Below are 18,445 nucleotides of genomic sequence, written 5' to 3' on the forward strand. Positions count from 1 at the left end.
TGGACAGCATATTTACAGTTCTTTATTCTGGTAATATGGGTAGATGTCATGATACGGACACTATTTTGGCAACTGCTCAAAAATTACAAAATGAACCAATTCAGTTCGTTTGTATTGGTGGTGGACCCAAACGGGAAAGTTTTATTCAAGATGTCAACCGGTTGGGACTAAAAAACTTTCTCTTTCTTCCCTATCAAGACAAGAGTGTGTTACCGTATTCCCTGACAGCTTGTGATTTGTCATTAGTTAGTGTAGAAGCTGGTCTAGAAAGCCTAGTTGCTCCTAGCAAACTCTACCCAGCTTTAGCTGCGGGAAGACCTATAGCAGCCATTTGTCCAAAAGATTCCTATTTGCGACAGCTAATAGCTGATGGTAAATTTGGTGTCAGCATTGACAATGGAGATAGTGAGAGTTTATCTAAATTTATTCTCAACTTAAAGAGCGATCGCCAACTGGCAGAAAAAATGGGTAATGCCTCCCGCCAATATTTGCAATCAAACTTTACACCAGAAATCATCGCTAAACAATACATCGATGTGCTAGAATAATCTATAACTTGAAATATCACTCCAGCCTAATCAGCGTCGGAGTGTGAACAAATTCAGTAAATCTAAGACAACTAAGTTAACAAAATTTAATATCTCAACGTTGAATCAGGAGTTGGGCTTTGATGGTCTTTTTGATCTCAGTCCCTCCCATGCAACCTTCTTACGATGCTATTGTTTAGTTAGTGATCAGGAGGCCGAAGTGCAGAAAAGGTGTGAGCGAAATCGGAAACGTTCCCAACGGAGAGCGATACGTTGTCCCATACATGGTTGTTACATAGATAGTGTTAGCCAAAAATATGGACTATTTGCCGAACAAGCCGGACAACTACAAGAGCGAGGTATTAGTAGACGAGAAGCGATGATTTTAGTCGCCAATAAGACTACAGTTTCTTTACAAGGTGAGTGGTTAGAGGCTTTTTGGTGCGAAGAGTGCCAAGAAACAAAATGGTATCATGTACATAAGAATGGATCTAAATATGAGATATCTCTGGCCCCAGCCGAACTTTGGCAACAAGCAACAGGTGTCATTCATCCCCATCGCAATCCTTCTGTGGGAGAATTTACCTATAGGCAATCTCGAATGCTTGGGGGTAACAGTGTTAAAGACTTCTGGGTAATGAATTGACATGAAAAAAGCCCTCATTTGTGGAGTATCTGGACAAGACGGAGCATACTTAGCACAATTACTGCTCAAGCAAGGCTACACAGTCTGTGGAACTTCCAGAGATGCCCAAATATCCCCTTTCCACAATTTAGTCCACTTAGGCATTAAAGATCAAGTAAAGCTAGAGTCAATGTCCTTGACTGACTTCCGCAGCGTCTTACAGGTACTCACAAAAATCCAGCCAGATGAAGTTTATAACTTAGCTGGACAAACTTCCGTTGGTTTATCCTTTGGACAACCTGTAGAAACCCTAGAAAGCATAGCTACAGGCACACTAAATTTATTAGAAGCCATTCGCTTTTTAGGCACATCCATTAAAGTTTACAATGCAGGTTCGAGTGAATGCTTTGGTGATACTGGCAATGTAGCAGCAGAAGAAACAACTCCATTCCGTCCCAGAAGTCCTTATGCTGTAGCTAAAGCCGCTGCTTTTTGGGAAGTAGCTAACTACCGAGAAGCTTACGGATTATTTGCCTGTTCAGGAATTTTATTTAATCATGAATCTCCCCTGCGTCCAGAAAGATTTGTCACACAAAAAATTATTGCTACTGCCTGTCGGATTGCCCAAGGTAGTAATGAAAAATTATATTTAGGTAATATGTCAATTCAGCGGGACTGGGGTTGGGCGCAGGAATATGTGGAAGCCATGTACTTAATGTTGCAGCAAAATCAACCTGATGATTATGTGATTGCGACGGGAGAAAGCACTTCCTTAGAAGATTTTGTAGCAGCAACATTTACATCTGTAAATTTAGACTGGCGTGATCATGTAGTAGTTGATAGTAGCCTATTTAGGCCTACAGATTTAGCGGTGGGTAAAGGTAATCCCAGCAAAGCCAAAATCCAATTAGGATGGGAAGCTAGATATAAAATGCAGGATGTCGTGAAAATGATGGTAGAAGCGAAATTAAAGTCATGAAAAAATCTGATCCAGTCGGGAACTTTTGCTAAAATAGTTAGGTGGAACTTCGCTGAGACTGAAATCAAACATCAATATTTAAATTGTAATTGAGTAAGTAAAATGCCACCTATACAAGCAAATTACGAAATTTATGAACAAGATTATCCTGAGTGGTTGGATATTACCCTTGACCAACTGCAAAATCGGGATTTAGAAAATATTGACTGGGAACATTTAATTGAGGAAATCACTGCCTTGGGAAACGAACAAAGGCGTAAAGTAGAAAGTTACTTGAGACAACTTATTAAATACTTACTTCTTTATCAATATTGGGAGACAGAGAAGTTCTATTGTGCCAAAGGATGGATTGAAGAAATCGATAATTTTAGGTCTGAATTAGATTTATTTTTAGAGTCTAAAGTTCTTTATAATCATTGTGAAAAAATCATAGATAAAATTTACACCAAAGCTAGAAATAACACAATTCGTAAATCTCAACTATCTCCAGAAATATTCCCTGAAACTTGTCCTTATTCCTTAACAGAAATTCTCAACCCTGAATGGTTGCCATAATTAAAATAAATCTAACTTTGTGATGAACGGAAACCTAAATATAAAATGCAGGATGTAGTGAAATGATGGCAAATGCGAGGTTAGCTAGATCAGAATCATGAAAGAAACCACTTCTCCTCCAGAACTAATAATTGAAGCAGGGCGGACAGAAAAGCAATACTGGCAAGATTTATGGCGATATAGAGAACTATTTTACTTCCTAGCTTGGCGAGATATTTTAGTTAGATATAAACAAACAGCCATTGGTGTTGTTTGGGCGCTAATTCGCCCTTTTTTAACAATGGTAGTATTTACAGTTGTATTTGGGCAATTAGCAAAATTACCATCAGAAGGTGCGCCCTATCCAATTCTCGTATTTTCCGCCATGTTACCTTGGCAATTCTTTTCCAATTCTCTCTCAGAGTGCAGTAACAGCTTAATTACCAATGCCAATTTATTATCAAAAGTCTATTTTCCTAGATTAGTAGTACCCACTAGCGCGGTAGTAGTCAGCTTTGTGGACTTTATGATTTCTGGGATAATTTTATTGGCTTTAATGGCTTGGTATAACTTTATCCCCACTTGGCGAATTTTAACTTTGCCCTTGTTTGTTGGTGTTGCCTTTGCTGCTTCCATTGGTGCGGGATTGTGGTTAGCTTCCTTAAATGTCCAGTATCGAGATTTTCGATTTATTGTGCCATTTATTGTCCAGTTTGGTTTGTATATCTCACCTGTAGGATTTAGCAGTAGTATCGTCCCTGAAAAGTGGCGGTTTATTTATTCCTTAAATCCAATGGTCGGAGTGATTGACGGTTTTCGGTGGGCAATTTTGGGTGGAGAATCTCAGTTGTATTTGCCAGGTTTTATTCTCTCTATGGGATTAGTGTTTTTACTATTAGTAAGTGGGATTTGGTATTTCCGTAAGATGGAACGAACTTTTGCAGATGTGATTTAAGATCATTTGCTAGAATAGAAAAGTTATTTTCTGTCTAAAGTCTCTCTCCAAAAACAAGATTTCATGGTTATGTTCAGTGGTAATCAATCTATAGTTGAATCTTGGCAACAGCGATTAAATACAGGAGATAATTAATAATGTATCAAAGCGATGTGCATAGTAAACCCAGCTATGAGCCATTACCTCCTCAACAAACACTGCCAACGATGTATGATTTACCTAGCGAAGATCCAGAGGAGCCAGGTTTGCCAGACGAATTTCACCTTTTACAACCAGAATTACTGCGTAGCACCTTCCGTCCGCCTTCTTATTCAGAAGATAATGTATTTACAGGTAGTGACTTAAATTTATACTATGACAGCAAGCATACACAATGGTATAAACGCCCTGATTGGTTTGCAGTTTTTGGGGTATCCCGTTTTTATGAACAAACAGAACTAAGATTAAGTTATGTTACTTGGTATGAAGGAACATATCCCTTTATAGTTGTAGAATTAATATCTCCAGGAACAGAAAACGAAGACTTAGGCAGAAATTTACGGGAAGTTAATCAACCACCTAATAAATGGACAGTATATGAGCAAATTCTGAGAATCCCTTATTATTTTGTCTATAACCGTTATACTGATGAGTTTCACTGTTTTGGTTTAGTAATGAACCGTTATCAACCTATCTCTATTAATGGATTAGGGGTATGGCTAGAAGAAGCTGAATTGGGTTTAGGATTATGGGAGGGAGAATATCAAGGACTAACTAGACAGTGGTTACGTTGGTATGATCAGGATAATAATTGGTTGCCTACACCAGAAGAACGAGAAAAACAACGGGCAGAACAGGAAAAACAACGGGCAGAACAGGAAAAACAACGGGCAGAACAGGAAAAACAACGGGCAGAACAGGAAAAACAACGGGCAGAACAGGAAAAACAACGGGCAGAACAGGAAAAACAACGGGCAGATTCTGCTGAATTAGAAGTAGCTAAATTACGACAATTGTTATTTGAACAAGGTATCAGCTTACCTAATTATTAATAAAGTTGAAAAATTGTCCAGTACGAAGTTAATTGTTACTAATTTTATGTCTAAATCACCTCTCTACGAAACAGATTTCATGGATTGGTTAACTCAACAAAAATTAGCCTTAGCTAGTCGAGATATCACAGCTTTGGATTGGGAAAATTTGGCAGAAGAGTTAGATGCTATGGGTATTAGTGAAAAAAATGAGTTAAAAAATCGGTTAATAATTTTATTAACTCATTTGCTAAAATGGCAATACCAATCTTCTAAACGTTCTATTAGTTGGTTTGCCACTATTGCCAACCAAAGAGATGATTTACAAGATTTACTCAATGAAAAACCAAGTTTAAAACAATATATTCCTGATATTTTACCTAAAGCTTATCGAAATGCTAGAAGAGAAGCATCAGCAGAAACAGGTTTGGTATTAGCTACATTTCCTGAACCTTTTCCTTATAATATAGAAGAGATATTAAATCCTGAATTCTTGTGTAATACCACAGATGATTTTGAGAGAGCGATAGTAGGGCGCTAGAATTTAAGAAAACAATCATAATTAAATTATAAGCAAAAAATAATTATGCCTAAAATAAAAATATTACAAGAAGATCAATCTTATACCTTTAGTGCTTACTTTGATTTACCCTATGAAACCGATGACATTTTACGAGAATTTGATTATTCATTTATCAAAACAGAATTATCTTTACCTCAAACAGATCAACCTGTAGTAAATGAACTTTTGCTTATTAAAGAAAAGATCAGAAAAATTTTACCTTTGATTAGTTTAAGCAGTGAAACTGCTAGACGAGAAACTTTAGTAGCTCCCATTTTGTTAGAAATTATTGCTATCTGTCACTGTCAGTTAAAAATTGAATATCCGTTAAGAGTGAGCGATCGCTTAAAAGGAACTTTAGACTATTTATTGCATTCTACACATGATTTATTAGTAATTGAAGCCAAGAAAGATGATTTAACAAAAGGTTTTACTCAACTTGCCGTGGAATTAATTGCTTTATCTGAAATCACAGACCAAGATATATTTTATGGTGCTGTGACTATTGGGAATTTGTGGCAATTTGGTAAATTAGATAAAGTTGAAAAAACTATCTATCAAGATTTAAATCTTTTTAAAATTCCTGATGATTTGCTAGATTTAGGTAAAATTTTATTAGGTATTTTAGCGTAATATTGGGAAGCAAGTATTCAGTATTCAGAAACTTTCTCCAAACTTATGAAGCATGGATTAAAGAACAGCAAAAATTGCACCATTGATTATGATTATAATGAATATAATTTTAATTGTCTCTCGACTTTGTATATAGCTAAATATGAGCGAAAAATACAATAGTGCCAAAGAATGGCGTAAAGCAAATTACCGAAAACTAAAACAATATCGTGGAGAATGGATTATTTACACTAAGGATGGTGTAATAGCTCATCACCAAGATTATAGAATCATGACACAGCAAATTGACCTTCAGAACTTAAAATCTTCTGACTACATCACTGAGCGGATCTACGAGAACGAATTTGTTGAGCCAGTGAAGTTTTTTCCAGTGCGTTTTAGAACCGTCAAAAAACATGATTGGCAGCCAAAATACGAAGTCTGTCTAACTTTTCAAAATTCTAAAATCCTGGAAATGCTTGTAGATTCTGGTTCGGATATTAGCCTAATTACATTTTATTTAGGTACAGACTTAGGATATGCCCTCTCTCAAGGAGAAGTTCTGAGTAATGGAGAAGGAGTAGGGGGGAGTGTTCAATATGTACTCCGACAAGTTGAAATGCAGATTGATGATTATACCTTTTCTGCTCCTGTTGCCTGGTTACAAAATGAGGATTGCCAGGAAGTTTTATTAGGTAGAGAAGTCGTTTTTGATTTATTTGATATTGAATTTAAACAAGCTGAGGAGAAAATCCTATTCAAATATAGGGTATAACTACTGGTGAATTATAAAATAAGTGTGTTATAAGTGAGCTAATTAGTAATATACTATGGGTGGGTAATTTGGCTACTTCTCTAATTAAATGCTAAATTTAGCCTAATCTTGAGATATATAAGCCGTCAAATCAATAATTTTCAAATTGATAAATTAATACTTATGTCAGATACAGTTATTCGCGTTGAAAACCTCGGTAAAAAATATATTATTGGACATCAGCAGCAGGAACGCTACACAGCGCTGCGTGATGTCATTACTAATAAAGTTAAATCTCTATGGTAGTTTAATAAATTCTAAAGCTAAAAATGAAAATCCTGCTTTTGAGGAATTTTGGGCTTTATAAGGATGTATCCTTTGATATTAAACAAGGTGATAGAGATAGTATTGAACAGTGAGTTGGGCTTTGATGGTCTTTTTGATCTCAGTCCCTCCATGCAACCTTCTTATGATCTATTGTTTAGTTAGTGATCAGGAGGCCAAAGTACAGAGAAGATCTGACCAAAATTTGGAACTTTTTCCACAAGACATTTAATATTGTCAGCAATTAGGCGATTAAAAAAATATATAATAATTGGAAGATTTTCAGGTGAAGAAACCAAGTACATTGTCTAATAAAGTTATTTATACTCCCGAAAGCCGGATTCGTCACCCAAAGCAACTATTACAGGAGATGGTAAGGGATTTACTGGCTTCTAGGGAATTAGCATGGCGGTTATTAGTGCGAGATATTAGCGCCCAATATCGCCAGTCCTTGTTTGGTGTGTTGTGGGCATTTTTACCACCAATTATCACTGCTTTGGGTCTAGTAGTTGCCAAAAATGCCGGGGCTGTAAATATTGGTATGACCGAGATTCCCTATCCGGCGTATGTGATGTTTAGTGTATCACTATGGCAGACCTTTGTGGAAGCTTTGAATGGTCCTTTGGCGGCTGTGGGTGGGGCTAAATCAATGCTGGCAAAAATTAACTTCCCCAAGGAAGCGATTATTTTGGCTAAATTAGGCGAGGTGTTTTTTAATTTTGGTATTAAATTAATTTTTATTTTCGGGTTATTCCTCTGGTTTCATATTCCCGTTACCTGGAGTGTGTTTCTAGCACCTGTAGCCTTGATTCATTTGGTAATATTAGGAACAGCAATTGGCTTATTTCTCGCGCCTTTGGGGGCTTTGTATGGGGATGTGGGACGGGTGATACCGTTAATTCTTACGCCTTGGATGTTGTTAACTCCTGTGATTTTTCCCGTTCCTAAGCAAGGGTGGTTTAGTGTGGTGGTGAGTTGGAATCCTGTGACTCCTCTGTTAGTAACAATACGCGATTTAGCAACCTCTGGGGTTGTATCTGACCCAAGTGGATTTTGGTTGGTGAGTGGTTTGAGTTTTGTGTTGTTATTTTTGGCTTGGATTTTGTATCGTTTATCAATGCCATTTATTGTTGAAAGAATGAGTTCTTAGAATTTCTTAATTTTAAATTAATGTATTATGTTGAACACAGAAGAGCAGAATTTACATGATCAGACAGATAACAGAGAAGTTCTGGTCAGGGTTGAGAATGTATCAAAAAAGTTTTGCCGCAGTTTGAAGAAGTCCCTGTGGTATGGGGTGCAGGATATAGGGTCGGAGATGATGGGGATCAAGTATAAGCATGAACTCAGACCTGATGAGTTTTGGTCAGTCAAGGATGTGAGTTTTGAGTTGCGTCGCGGGGAATGTTTAGGATTAATTGGCCGCAATGGAGCAGGGAAGAGTACCCTTTTGCGTATTTTGAATGGCTTAATTAAGCCAGATCGAGGGCGCATTGAGATTAATGGTCAGGTGGGGGGACTAATAGCTTTGGGGGCTGGGTTTAACCCGATTTTGACAGGGAGGGAAAATATTTATGTCAATGGCTCTATTTTGGGGTTGAGTAAGGCGGAAATTGATGCCAAGTTTGAGGAAATTATTGATTTTGCGGAGATAGGAGAGTTTATTGATGCACCTGTTCAAACTTATAGTTCGGGGATGAATGTTAGACTAGGGTTTGCAGTAGCAGCGGTACTGATTCAACCAGATGTTTTGTTGTTGGATGAAGTATTAGCAGTGGGAGATATTGGATTTACGATTAAATGTTTAAATGCAATGCGACATTTATCGAATAAATCTGCTGTAATCTTTGTTTCTCATAGTATGCAATATGTATCTAGCTTCTGTAATAGAGTAATGGTAATGAAAGAAGGACAGAACCTGATTGAGTCATCAATAATTGGCGAGGCGATTGACGTATATTTATCTTTATTTCCTGTAGATGAAAATATTGCAGGAAGCGGTGAGGCTTCCATAGTCTCAGTCTGGCTAAGATGCCAAGAAACAGGTGAAAATGGCATACATGGAGTAAAAGTTCCTCATGGGACAAGCTTAATCCTTGAAGTTGAAATACAAAGCCATCTAGAGAGTCAACTTTGGATGCAAATTGATACACAGGGATTTGTTCCAGTGATGGCATCAAGGATTTTAGATGAGGGTAATAATCCTTTATTCTTTTCTCCAGGAAGGCATAAGATTAAATTGAACTTAGGCAAGATAGAGTTTAATGCTGGGCAATATTCAATTATATTAGGTTTGGTAGACCCTCTAAGACGAGTAAGTTTGTGTAGACATCAAGGAATAGCTTCTTTTCAGGTGATTTCGGATACTGTGGAATGGGGCTACGTTGTCAGGCATTTGGTAGCGGAATCAGTAGGTATCTGAAATAAGATTGGTCATGCTGTGTCAATCATTTTTCACTTTCATATAACTTATGCTAAATTTGAGACCGTATTAATTTTAACATCATTTCTTAAAACAAATCCAATGCTAAATCAACTTTCCGAACTTGCATATTTTGGTGGAGAACCAAAATTCAAGGAAAAACTATTTGTAGGTCGTCCAAATATCGGAAATCGAGATATTCTTCTCAATAGAATTAATGATATGTTAGATCGCCGTTGGTTATCTAACAATGGAGTATTCGTCCAAGAATTTGAGCAGAGACTAGCAGATTATTTAGGAGTTAAGCACTGTATCGCCGTTTGTAACGGTACTATCGCCCTAGAGTTGGTCATTCGTGCCTTAGAATTAAAAGGAGAGGTGATTATTCCTTCCTTTACCTTTATTGCCACAGCCCATGCTTTACAATGGCAGGAGATTACCCCGGTTTTTTGTGACGTTGACCCTAAAACCCATACCCTGAATCCGGCTAAGGTGGAATCTTTGATTACACCGCGGACATCGGGGATTATGGGTGTCCATGTTTGGGGACAGCCTTGTGATGTTGAATCTTTGACCGAAATTGCTGACAAGCACCAACTCAAGCTGATGTTTGATGCTTCTCATGCTTTTGGTTGTTCTCATCAAGGAAAAATGATTGGTAACTTTGGTAATGCTGAGGTATTTAGCTTTCATGCTACTAAGTTTATCAATGCTTTTGAAGGAGGTGCAATAGTCACCAATGACGATGACTTAAATCAAAAATTGCGGTTGATGAAAAACTTTGGTTTTTCTGGTTTTGATAATGTCATTTACTTAGGTACTAATGGTAAAATGTCTGAAGTTTCCGCCGCTATGGGGTTAACTTCCCTAGAGAGCATAGAGGAGTTTATAGAAGTCAATCGCCGTAATTATTACTGTTATCGGGAAAGTTTAGCTAATATTCCGGGAATTACTTTATTTCCTGTCAATGAAGCCGAAAAACATAACTATCAGTATATTGTTTTGGAGGTAGATGAGGAACAAAGCAAAGTTAGCCGAGACTTATTAATTAAGATTCTTCATGCTGAAAATGTGATCGCTAGACGCTATTTTTATCCAGGTTGTCATCGGATGCAACCCTATCGCTCCTATTTTCCCCATGCTTGCTTATTGCTACCTGAAACCGAAAAATTAACTCAAAGAGTTTTAATTTTACCTACAGGAACAACAATTTCTGAAGATGATATTAATAAAGTGTGCAGCATTATTAAGTTTTGTATTTATAATTTTTCTGAAATTACGATGTACAAAAAATAAAAAGCTAACTTCAGCCAATATTTAGGAGATTAACTAATGAGTAATGATTTACAAAATACTCAAAAAAGAGTTCTAGTTGTTTCAGACAATCCAGAACTGACATCTTTTTTTCAAAATGAGTGGAATAATCAAAATTTAGAAGAAATTGCCACCGTAGAATATCGTTATTCTAGTAACAATAAAAACCCTGAGAAAATGCTAATGCTTGGATGTAGTAAAATCAATGTAAAACTCATAAATTTTTGCCAACAAGCCAAAGATAAGTATGATTTAATCATTTCAATTCATTGTAAACAGATTTTTCCTAAACAACTTGTTGATTCAGTTGTTTGTGTTAATTTACATCCTGGTTTCAATCCTTATAATCGTGGATGGTATCCTCAGATTTTTTCCATAATCAATAAGCTGCCAATAGGAGCAACACTTCATATTATGGATTCAGAGATAGACCATGGACTAATAATTGCTCAAAAAGAAGTCTTAATCAAAAATAGTGATACTTCATTAGATGTTTATAGGCGAGTTATATCCGTAGAAAAAGATTTAATTAAAGAAAATCTTGTTTCTCTTGTAAAACAAAGTTATACAGCCACAAAATCAGCTAATGATGGTGATTACAATTCTATTGCTGATTTTAAGGAGCTATGTAAATTAGATATGAATGCCATAGGCAGTCTTCAAGAACATATTGATTTATTGAGAGCTTTAACCCACGGTGAACATCAAAATGCTTATTTTGTTGACAATGACAACAACAAGATTTATGTTAGTATTAATTTGAAAGTTGTTGAATAAAAGTTATTTTTTTATCCTAAAAAGAGGGGAGTTAAATGTTTCTTAATAATACAAAAAGTTTAGTTAATAAAAACTGTCAAGCTTTTACAATTTATGCAGGTTGTCCACTAAAGCACATTGCACATCGAAAACAGGATATCCTCGAAATTGAAAAAGCTTTCCTAGAATCTGAAAAATAATTTATTCTTTGATTATGCTTGACTTCATTTATGATTTTATTAACTTAAGCATAAATTCAAAAGTTAAATGTTAGGATATAGACAGATTTCAATAATTATAATTCTTGTTCCTTTTGTCTAATCTGAAACATCTAAAGTTAATTAATCTATGTATTCACTCAAACCCCTTGTCACTATTTGCTGTATTACCTATAACCACGAAAACTTTATTAGAGAAGCTATTGATAGCTTTTTAATGCAAAAAACAAACTTCCCTATAGAAATTATTATTCACGATGATGCTTCCACAGATAATACTGCTAATATTATCAAAGAATATCAGGCAAAGCATCCTAATTTAATTAAGCCAATATTTCAAACTCAAAATCAGTATTCTCTTAGAGGTTTTGGTTTTTTTTCAGATATGTTCGAGAAGGCAGAAGGTAAATATATTGCCATCTGTGAGGGTGATGACTACTGGACAGATCCTCTTAAATTGCAAAAACAAGTTGATTTTTTGGAAACAAATCCCGACTTTGCCATTTGCTTTCATAAAGTCAAAATCTGGGAGGAGGGACAACTCAAAGATGATTATATAACTAGCGTTACCTCTGTATCTACTACTATTCTTGATTTAGCAAAAGGCAACTATATACATACTCCTTCTTGTCTATTTAGAAACAACACAGCAAAAATATTAGGGGCGAATTTTCACGCATCTCCTTTAGGAGATTATTACATACATATGATGAATGCCCAATATGGTAATATTTTCTATATAGATGAAGCTATGGCTGTCTATAGAGTTCACAGCAATTCTACCTTCTCCAGCCAAAGTAGTACTTATCGGATTGCCAAAACCCTAGAAGCAATAGAAGCAATTTATAAAGACTTACAAATACAAGAAGTGGAAGTGAGACAACAATTAATAGATACACATATTCGTTTCACTATTTATATCTACGATCAATTGTTGTCAACAACAGATTTAAAAAATACAATTGCAACTTTTTATCCTCATGAATATAGATTGAGACTCATAGGAAATTTGATTAATTCAGAGGAGAAAACAAAAAACTTAGAAGATAAGATTGAATCTATTAGGTGGTTAACAAGGATGCTTGCAAGCAGGATTAAGAAGCGCATATTTAAACTATTCACTCAAAAAGAAACATCCACCTAAAACAGATTGCAACCTATCGTTAAATCTTACGATAACATATACACTAGGCTACAGGTAAACACGCTATATTTACATACTTATGAAGTCTTTTATCTCAGTCTGTATCCCAACTTATAATGGTCAAAAGTACCTTAAAGAAACTCTTGACAGTGTCTTTATACAAACATATAAAGACTTTGAGATTGTAATTGTTGACGATCAATCTACTGATGATACTTACGCCTTAGCCTTAGAATATGCTCAAAAAGATAATCGTATTAGGTTATTCCGAAATGAAACAAACTTAGGTTTAGTCGGCAATTGGAATCGCTGTGTTGAGATTGCACAAGGTGAATGGATTAAATTTGTTTTTCAAGATGACTTGATTACGCATGACTGTCTAGAGAAAATGATGGCTTCGGTTAAAGATGATGACACAATTATTTTTTGTAGCCGCAACTTTATTTTTGATGATACTATCCCCGAAAGCAAGAAACAATGGTTTTTAAATCATGCTCAATTAATAACAGATCTATTTTTAAATCTTTCTCATATTTCACCTGAAACTTATAGTGAAATTGTTCTACAAAATATTGGCTTGAACATAGTTGGAGAGCCAACTGTAGTAATGCTACACCGCTCTGCTTTTCATCGTTTTGGACTATTCGATCCTAATCTCATTCAACTCGTAGATCACGAATATTGGACAAGAATAGCTACAAATGTGGGAATAACATATATACCTGAAGTATTAGCAACCTTTAGAGTTCATGCTAACGCAACAACAACAAGAAATTATCAATTTGGGAATTATCGTGCTGATTGTATAGATACAAACATTATTCTAAATAATATTGTTTTTCACCCTATATATTTACCTCTTAGATCTGTAGCTTTTCGACTTTCTCCTTCAATTGATTTAATCTTGTTATTAAGGAACTCTGCCCGTTCAGCTTGGCTGCAAGCAATAAGAAATTCAGATCCATCATTGTTAAATGAGTGGGATAAAATTTCTGAAACTTATCCAGCATTAAAACTTATGGCTAGTCGAACATATTTGCAAGAATTTTCAGAATATGTAAAATCAAAAAAAATGTCAGTTAAGCATCGTTTAAAACATTTCAAAAGGTTCATTAAGTGAATTTAAAAATTAAGCTATCAAATTAATAAGTAGGTGGGCGGAGGAAAATCAAAATATATTTCGTTTTGTGAAATGGCTAAAACTCAACCACAATAACGCATTGAGGTAAATTTACATATCGTTACACATTTGGGTTATTTTACGTCCACCTACTTACTTAAATACAGCCTACTTAATGATTAAGGGATACGTTGGGGTGTGGGGCGTAGCCCCACGCAGGGGTGAAACCCCTGCACCCCATACTACAGAAGCCTAAAAAAGACTGTAATTCTTAAATGGCTATTAGGTTAGTTAAGAAATGTTTATTCTAAACCTCCAGTATCAGTATTAGATACCGAGAAAATATCCAAAAAATTTGGATCATTTCTACTCCATTGGCAAAACAATATAGGTAGCATTAAAAAAATCTTTTAGTTTTATCAGCAAACCTACTTAGATAAATCCATTTTATTTGTTTCTAAAAATATGCCAAAAGTTAGTGTAATCATCCCCAACTACAATCATGCTAAATTTTTAGTGCAACGTATCGAAACCGTTCTTAACCAGACATTTCAGGATTTCGAGATTATTTTTCTTGATGATGCTTCGACAGACAATAGTAAGGAAGTCTTTTCTAACTACTCAAACCACCCCAAAATTAGTCATGCTATTTTCAATGAAGCCAATAGCGGCTCTCCTTTTAAGCAGTGGAATAAAGGTTTCGGACTAGTAACGGGTGAATATATCTGGATAGCGGAATCTGACGATTATGCAGAACCAACAATCCTTGAAAAACTTGTTCAAAAATTAGATTCTTATCCTATGGTTGGATTGGTATACTCTCAATCATGGCAAGTTGATGAAAATGGAACTATTGGTTCAACACTAGTTAAGTGGACAGACGATTTGGATCGCTCTAAATGGTTAAATGACTTTAATGCGGATGGCATGGATGAATGTAAAAATTATTTTTCAGTAAAATGTGTAATTCCAAATGCTAGCGCTGTATTATTCCGTAATCAATTTATTTTTGAATTAGATTCGGATATAGAGAAACTTAAGCTTTGTGGAGATTGGCTTTTTTGGATCAAAATATTACTTAAGTCTGATTTATCTTTTATTACAGAGCCACTTAATTATTTTCGCCAACATGGCAACACAGCACGGGTGAGAACAAAATTTGAAATTCAGGTATTAGAACAAGTCATTATTCTTAATTACTTATCTTTATCAGTAAAAATACCCAAAAAAGTTCTCTATCAAAGTATTTCTAATTTAGTCAAACGCTACTTCAGACATATTTACTTGGAACCCCTTAATTATAAAGACCTTTTAAAATTTTACAAACAGACTATTATTAATAGTAAACTTAAGCTAACTCCGTATTATTACATTGCTATTAATACTGATTTTTTAGTGTGCACATTTCTATTATTAAGGTATAAATTTGGGGTTAAGACTAGAATAAAGAATTTATTCAAAAAAGGTCAACCTGTAAAAATTCAGTGATTTAGCTAATGGAAGCAGTTGTAAACTAGATTTTCTGCCATTGACCATTGAGCTCAAAGACCTTATGGATAGCTAAGGCACGAGAGCCAATGGGCCGCCAACTCATACCCTTTTTCTTTTGACGATGCCCGACTACTCCATTGTTACTAGTACAGCTTATTTAGAAAAGGTGTAGCACAGAGCAAGCTTCAGTTTGAAAGTGAATATAAATACTTAGAAATCTAAATATAAATGCTTAGGATGAGAAATTGGGATATCTTGCTTAAGCGCAATTACAGCAGTTTTGGATCAAACCCGCCACAAGAAAAGAGTCCCAGGGCATAGCCCCGTCTTGGTTTTAGCATTTTAGCTGTGGCACAACTGATCAGAATTTGCTGTAAATGAGAGTCTTATTTCCAGGAAATCATCTATGATAAATTTCTATAGAGAGTACTTTATAATTAGGCAGATCTAAATGAGGTGCAAAAGGGCGAACTAGAAGTACTGAGTAACATATCTCAATTCAAGGAAGTAAAGATATTTGTGAAAATATTAGTAACTGGAGTAGCTGGGTTTATTGGTTTTCATTTAGCTAATCGATTGCTAGCTTATTACAAACTTTATAATATCGGTAATAATCAGCCTGTATCTTTAATGCGTTTTATTGAAGTAATAGAGCAGTCTTTAGGTAAAGTAGCTAAAAAAAATTTTCTACCAATGCAGCAAGGGGATGTGCCAATTACGTATGCTGATGTTACGGATTTGATTGAGGACGTGGGTTTTCGACCAGATACTCGAATTGAGGTGGGAGTTGTCAAGTTTGTACAGTGGTATCGAAAATATTATGCATAACTTTAGAACTAACCATCATCTTGCTGTAGTCGCTCCAAGTGCCTATGTGCTTGGTGGAGTTCAAGTTTGGCTAGACTACCTCATTGCAGGGCTTGAGTCAAAAGGATGGAATGTAACTTTTGTTTTAACCGAGGGCAAATATCACGATACAAAACAATATCTAGACAAGCATCCTTTTAGAAATTTCTATTGTGTTAAAAATCAGACAGGATCTCAAGAAGGGCGAATTTGTGCTTTAGCTTCTGCTTTCAAGAAACTAAATCCTGATCTGATTTTAAATGTCAATATTGTTGATACTTATCTAGCGGTGGAAAGAATTCGTTCACAGGGATTTGTGCAATCGCCCAAAGTTGTCATGACACTTCATGGATCTCAGGCAGATTTTTTAGATGATATTAATCAATTTAATAATATTATTGATGCAGTAGTTGTAACTAATCAATTACTTACTCAATTAATTAAAAATCTTCGTATTTTTGAAACCGAGAGATTATTTTATGCCCCATACGGCGTTGACACAGCTAAACCCGATATCAAACAAACTTTTGAAAATGTTTTGTCTTTGGCTTATGTGGGACGTTTTGAAGAACAACAAAAGAGAATTAGTGATATTCCTCTTATTTTGACCGAGCTTGAGAAATACACTAATAACTATAAATTGGTTTTAGCTGGCAGTGGACCTGACGAACAAAGTTTACGTTCTGAATTAGCTGTATTTGGTGACAAAGTAGAATTTAAGGGTGTTTTAAGTCAAGAAGAGCTTAATAATCAAATTTATGAATCCAATACTGCACTTTTATTAACTTCTACTTGGGAAACAGGACCAATTGTAGCTTGGGAGGCAATGTCTAAGGGCGTAGTTTTAGTTACATCTCAATATGTTGGTAGTGGTATAGAGGGAAGTTTACATGATGGTAAAAACTGTCTTATGTTCCCTATTGGTGATGTCAAGGCAGCCGCAGAAGCAATTTCTAGGTTACAAGATCCAGAATTAAGATTTAATTTGAGTCAAGCAGGACGCGAACTTGTCTGTCAGCGTTATAGTCGTTCCTATTCAGTCCAAATGTGGGAAGAAGCAATTAATCAAATTCTAAAATTACCACCTAAACAATTATCTAAATCATTGCAAAAATTACTCGCATCAGGAAAACTTGATCGCTTACTAGGAACTAAGTTAGCAGAGACAGTTAGAAAATTCTTAGGAATTCGCTTTGAGCATCAGAGTGCTGGTGGAGAATGGCCGCATTCTTATGGTACAAATGCCAATGAAGAAGAATTTATCAAGCGTCTTCAAAACCTTGAAAATACATCAAATTAACATGAATAAAATCGTGAAAAAAATGCCAGAAGTATTTATCGGAATTACAACTTGGAATAGTGAACTATTTCTTCCTTTATGCCTATGATTACTGAAATTCTGAGAACTTGGCGATTTATCTGCTTTCATCCACTGGCATCACAAAACTTACCTGCTGCTTTTAGCCTCTGGCTCAAATGGCAAATTGGATCACGCATTTTAAACCTCCCAATTGTAATTCCATTTATCGGCGATTCTCAACTAGTCGTGGAGCGGGGAATGACAGGTGCTACAGGTAATATTTATACTGGACTGCACGAATTTATAGACATGGCATTTTGTCTACATCTATTACGACCAGGAGATTTATTTATTGATGTGGGTGCAAATGTTGGTTCCTACACAATTCTTGCCTCAAAAGTTGTTGGAGCAAATAGCTTTACTCTAGAACCAGTACCAGAAACATTTAAGCGGCTAAAACGTAACATTAACATAAATGACATAGTTTCCTTAGTTGATGCTCGTTGCTGTGCCGCCGGGATAACTAATGGTTCGCTCATGTTCTCTGAGAGTCTTGATACAATGAACAAAGTAGTTAATGCAGACTATTTAGGAAACTCCATTGAAGTGCCTGTCGAATCTCTTGATGTTATGCTTGATAAATTGCAGCCAACCCTCATAAAAATAGATGTTGAGGGTTTTGAACCCGCAGTAATAGCTGGAGCAATCAAGACTCTGCTTCGCGATTCGTTACTGGCTGTTTTATTAGAGACAGTTACACCTGAGATTAAAGAAATCCTACAAAAATCTGGGTTTGAACCATCAAGCTACGATCCCTTCAAAAGAGAGTTAGTAAATACAGTCCCTATACATTCAGGTAACAATTACTTATGGCTTCGGAATCCTACTCAAATTTTAGAGCGATGCAAATCAGCTTCTAGATATGAAGTCTTAGGTGTTTCTTTCTAAATAA

General features: G+C 35.6%; 19 protein-coding genes and 2 pseudogenes. All 21 read left to right on the forward strand.

The genetic code is table 11. The annotated features are described in order from the left end of the window. Nucleotides 1–548, forward strand: a 548-nt coding sequence (locus tag FJR05_RS21795) for a glycosyltransferase family 4 protein (RefSeq protein WP_168646040.1), incomplete at its 5' end; no start/stop codon positions are given. A 199-nt stretch (nucleotides 549–747) separates the two neighbouring features. Continuing rightward, nucleotides 748–1,173, forward strand: a complete 426-nt coding sequence (locus tag FJR05_RS21800) for a hypothetical protein (RefSeq protein WP_168646041.1) — start codon at nucleotides 748–750, stop codon at nucleotides 1,171–1,173. 1 nt (nucleotide 1,174) lies between these two features. After that, nucleotides 1,175–2,131: a GDP-mannose 4,6-dehydratase gene (locus tag FJR05_RS21805; protein ID WP_168646042.1), complete on the forward strand. Its 957-nt coding sequence runs from the start codon at nucleotides 1,175–1,177 to the stop codon at nucleotides 2,129–2,131. Between the two features lie 102 nt (nucleotides 2,132–2,233). Next, nucleotides 2,234–2,686 (forward strand): DUF29 domain-containing protein, encoded by a 453-nt coding sequence (locus FJR05_RS21810; protein ID WP_168646043.1) that lies wholly within the window; start codon nucleotides 2,234–2,236, stop codon nucleotides 2,684–2,686. 97 nt (nucleotides 2,687–2,783) lie between these two features. Further along, nucleotides 2,784–3,620 carry an ABC transporter permease gene (locus FJR05_RS21815; protein WP_168646044.1) on the forward strand — a complete coding sequence of 279 codons (837 nt, stop codon included), beginning with the start codon at nucleotides 2,784–2,786 and terminating at the stop codon, nucleotides 3,618–3,620. Nucleotides 3,621–3,757: 137 nt separating this feature from the next. Further along, complete coding sequence (locus tag FJR05_RS21820; protein ID WP_168646045.1) at nucleotides 3,758–4,651, forward strand: Uma2 family endonuclease; 894 nt, start codon at nucleotides 3,758–3,760, stop codon at nucleotides 4,649–4,651. Nucleotides 4,652–4,697: 46 nt separating this feature from the next. Further along, nucleotides 4,698–5,171 (forward strand): DUF29 domain-containing protein, encoded by a 474-nt coding sequence (locus FJR05_RS21825; RefSeq protein WP_168646046.1) that lies wholly within the window; start codon nucleotides 4,698–4,700, stop codon nucleotides 5,169–5,171. 45 nt (nucleotides 5,172–5,216) lie between these two features. Then, nucleotides 5,217–5,825, forward strand: a complete 609-nt coding sequence (locus FJR05_RS21830; protein WP_168646047.1) for a hypothetical protein — start codon at nucleotides 5,217–5,219, stop codon at nucleotides 5,823–5,825. A 142-nt stretch (nucleotides 5,826–5,967) separates the two neighbouring features. Then, on the forward strand, nucleotides 5,968–6,579 hold the full coding sequence (locus FJR05_RS21835) for a retropepsin-like aspartic protease (protein WP_168646048.1): 612 nt from the start codon (nucleotides 5,968–5,970) through the stop codon (nucleotides 6,577–6,579). Nucleotides 6,580–6,741: 162 nt separating this feature from the next. Continuing rightward, nucleotides 6,742–6,968, forward strand: a pseudogene (locus FJR05_RS21840) (ABC transporter ATP-binding protein); the annotation flags it as partial. 200 nt (nucleotides 6,969–7,168) lie between these two features. Continuing rightward, a complete protein-coding gene (locus FJR05_RS21845) occupies nucleotides 7,169–8,032 on the forward strand; it encodes an ABC transporter permease (protein WP_371416929.1) in 864 nt (287 codons plus the stop codon). Nucleotides 8,033–8,059: 27 nt separating this feature from the next. Continuing rightward, nucleotides 8,060–9,304: a polysaccharide ABC transporter ATP-binding protein gene (locus FJR05_RS21850; RefSeq protein WP_168646049.1), complete on the forward strand. Its 1,245-nt coding sequence runs from the start codon at nucleotides 8,060–8,062 to the stop codon at nucleotides 9,302–9,304. Between the two features lie 102 nt (nucleotides 9,305–9,406). Next, nucleotides 9,407–10,600 carry a DegT/DnrJ/EryC1/StrS aminotransferase family protein gene (locus FJR05_RS21855; protein WP_168646050.1) on the forward strand — a complete coding sequence of 398 codons (1,194 nt, stop codon included), beginning with the start codon at nucleotides 9,407–9,409 and terminating at the stop codon, nucleotides 10,598–10,600. 36 nt (nucleotides 10,601–10,636) lie between these two features. Then, nucleotides 10,637–11,395, forward strand: coding sequence for a dTDP-4-amino-4,6-dideoxyglucose formyltransferase (locus tag FJR05_RS21860; RefSeq protein WP_168646051.1), 759 nt, complete (start codon nucleotides 10,637–10,639; stop codon nucleotides 11,393–11,395). 35 nt (nucleotides 11,396–11,430) lie between these two features. Continuing rightward, a complete protein-coding gene (locus FJR05_RS27035) occupies nucleotides 11,431–11,574 on the forward strand; it encodes a hypothetical protein (RefSeq protein ID WP_217385649.1) in 144 nt (47 codons plus the stop codon). Between the two features lie 148 nt (nucleotides 11,575–11,722). Then, nucleotides 11,723–12,736, forward strand: coding sequence for a glycosyltransferase (locus FJR05_RS21865; protein ID WP_168646052.1), 1,014 nt, complete (start codon nucleotides 11,723–11,725; stop codon nucleotides 12,734–12,736). 79 nt (nucleotides 12,737–12,815) lie between these two features. After that, entirely contained in the window at nucleotides 12,816–13,856 is a 1,041-nt protein-coding gene (locus tag FJR05_RS21870; protein ID WP_168646053.1) for a glycosyltransferase family 2 protein, read from the forward strand. A gap of 465 nt (nucleotides 13,857–14,321) precedes the next feature. Continuing rightward, nucleotides 14,322–15,344, forward strand: a complete 1,023-nt coding sequence (locus tag FJR05_RS21875) for a glycosyltransferase family 2 protein (RefSeq protein WP_168646054.1) — start codon at nucleotides 14,322–14,324, stop codon at nucleotides 15,342–15,344. Nucleotides 15,345–15,929: 585 nt separating this feature from the next. Further along, nucleotides 15,930–16,175: pseudogene (locus FJR05_RS21880) on the forward strand (capsular biosynthesis protein CpsI); the annotation flags it as partial. Further along, nucleotides 16,168–17,493 carry a glycosyltransferase family 4 protein gene (locus FJR05_RS21885; protein ID WP_168646055.1) on the forward strand — a complete coding sequence of 442 codons (1,326 nt, stop codon included), beginning with the start codon at nucleotides 16,168–16,170 and terminating at the stop codon, nucleotides 17,491–17,493. The pseudogene FJR05_RS21880 and the gene FJR05_RS21885, both read left to right, overlap by 8 nt. Before the next feature lie 84 nt (nucleotides 17,494–17,577). Continuing rightward, entirely contained in the window at nucleotides 17,578–18,441 is an 864-nt protein-coding gene (locus FJR05_RS21890; RefSeq protein ID WP_168646056.1) for an FkbM family methyltransferase, read from the forward strand. The last annotated feature ends 4 nt before the right edge of the window (nucleotides 18,442–18,445 follow it).

Origin of the sequence: Dolichospermum sp. UHCC 0259 (assembly GCF_009711935.1) — a bacterium.
GTDB lineage: Bacteria > Cyanobacteriota > Cyanobacteriia > Cyanobacteriales > Nostocaceae > Dolichospermum.

Excerpts from the sequence above, each read along its gene's own strand:
- FJR05_RS21805 (WP_168646042.1), top strand. The coding sequence starts at position 1,175 with ATGAAAAAAGCCCTCATTTGTGGAGTATCTGGACAAGACGGAGCATAC.
- FJR05_RS21810 (WP_168646043.1), top strand. The coding sequence starts at position 2,234 with ATGCCACCTATACAAGCAAATTACGAAATTTATGAACAAGATTATCCT.
- FJR05_RS21815 (WP_168646044.1), top strand. The coding sequence starts at position 2,784 with ATGAAAGAAACCACTTCTCCTCCAGAACTAATAATTGAAGCAGGGCGG.
- FJR05_RS21820 (WP_168646045.1), top strand. The coding sequence starts at position 3,758 with ATGTATCAAAGCGATGTGCATAGTAAACCCAGCTATGAGCCATTACCT.
- FJR05_RS21825 (WP_168646046.1), top strand. The coding sequence starts at position 4,698 with ATGTCTAAATCACCTCTCTACGAAACAGATTTCATGGATTGGTTAACT.
- FJR05_RS21830 (WP_168646047.1), top strand. The coding sequence starts at position 5,217 with ATGCCTAAAATAAAAATATTACAAGAAGATCAATCTTATACCTTTAGT.
- FJR05_RS21835 (WP_168646048.1), top strand. The coding sequence starts at position 5,968 with ATGAGCGAAAAATACAATAGTGCCAAAGAATGGCGTAAAGCAAATTAC.
- FJR05_RS21850 (WP_168646049.1), top strand. The coding sequence starts at position 8,060 with ATGTTGAACACAGAAGAGCAGAATTTACATGATCAGACAGATAACAGA.
- FJR05_RS21855 (WP_168646050.1), top strand. The coding sequence starts at position 9,407 with ATGCTAAATCAACTTTCCGAACTTGCATATTTTGGTGGAGAACCAAAA.
- FJR05_RS21860 (WP_168646051.1), top strand. The coding sequence starts at position 10,637 with ATGAGTAATGATTTACAAAATACTCAAAAAAGAGTTCTAGTTGTTTCA.
- FJR05_RS27035 (WP_217385649.1), top strand. The coding sequence starts at position 11,431 with ATGTTTCTTAATAATACAAAAAGTTTAGTTAATAAAAACTGTCAAGCT.
- FJR05_RS21865 (WP_168646052.1), top strand. The coding sequence starts at position 11,723 with ATGTATTCACTCAAACCCCTTGTCACTATTTGCTGTATTACCTATAAC.
- FJR05_RS21870 (WP_168646053.1), top strand. The coding sequence starts at position 12,816 with ATGAAGTCTTTTATCTCAGTCTGTATCCCAACTTATAATGGTCAAAAG.
- FJR05_RS21875 (WP_168646054.1), top strand. The coding sequence starts at position 14,322 with ATGCCAAAAGTTAGTGTAATCATCCCCAACTACAATCATGCTAAATTT.
- FJR05_RS21885 (WP_168646055.1), top strand. The coding sequence starts at position 16,168 with ATGCATAACTTTAGAACTAACCATCATCTTGCTGTAGTCGCTCCAAGT.
- FJR05_RS21890 (WP_168646056.1), top strand. The coding sequence starts at position 17,578 with ATGATTACTGAAATTCTGAGAACTTGGCGATTTATCTGCTTTCATCCA.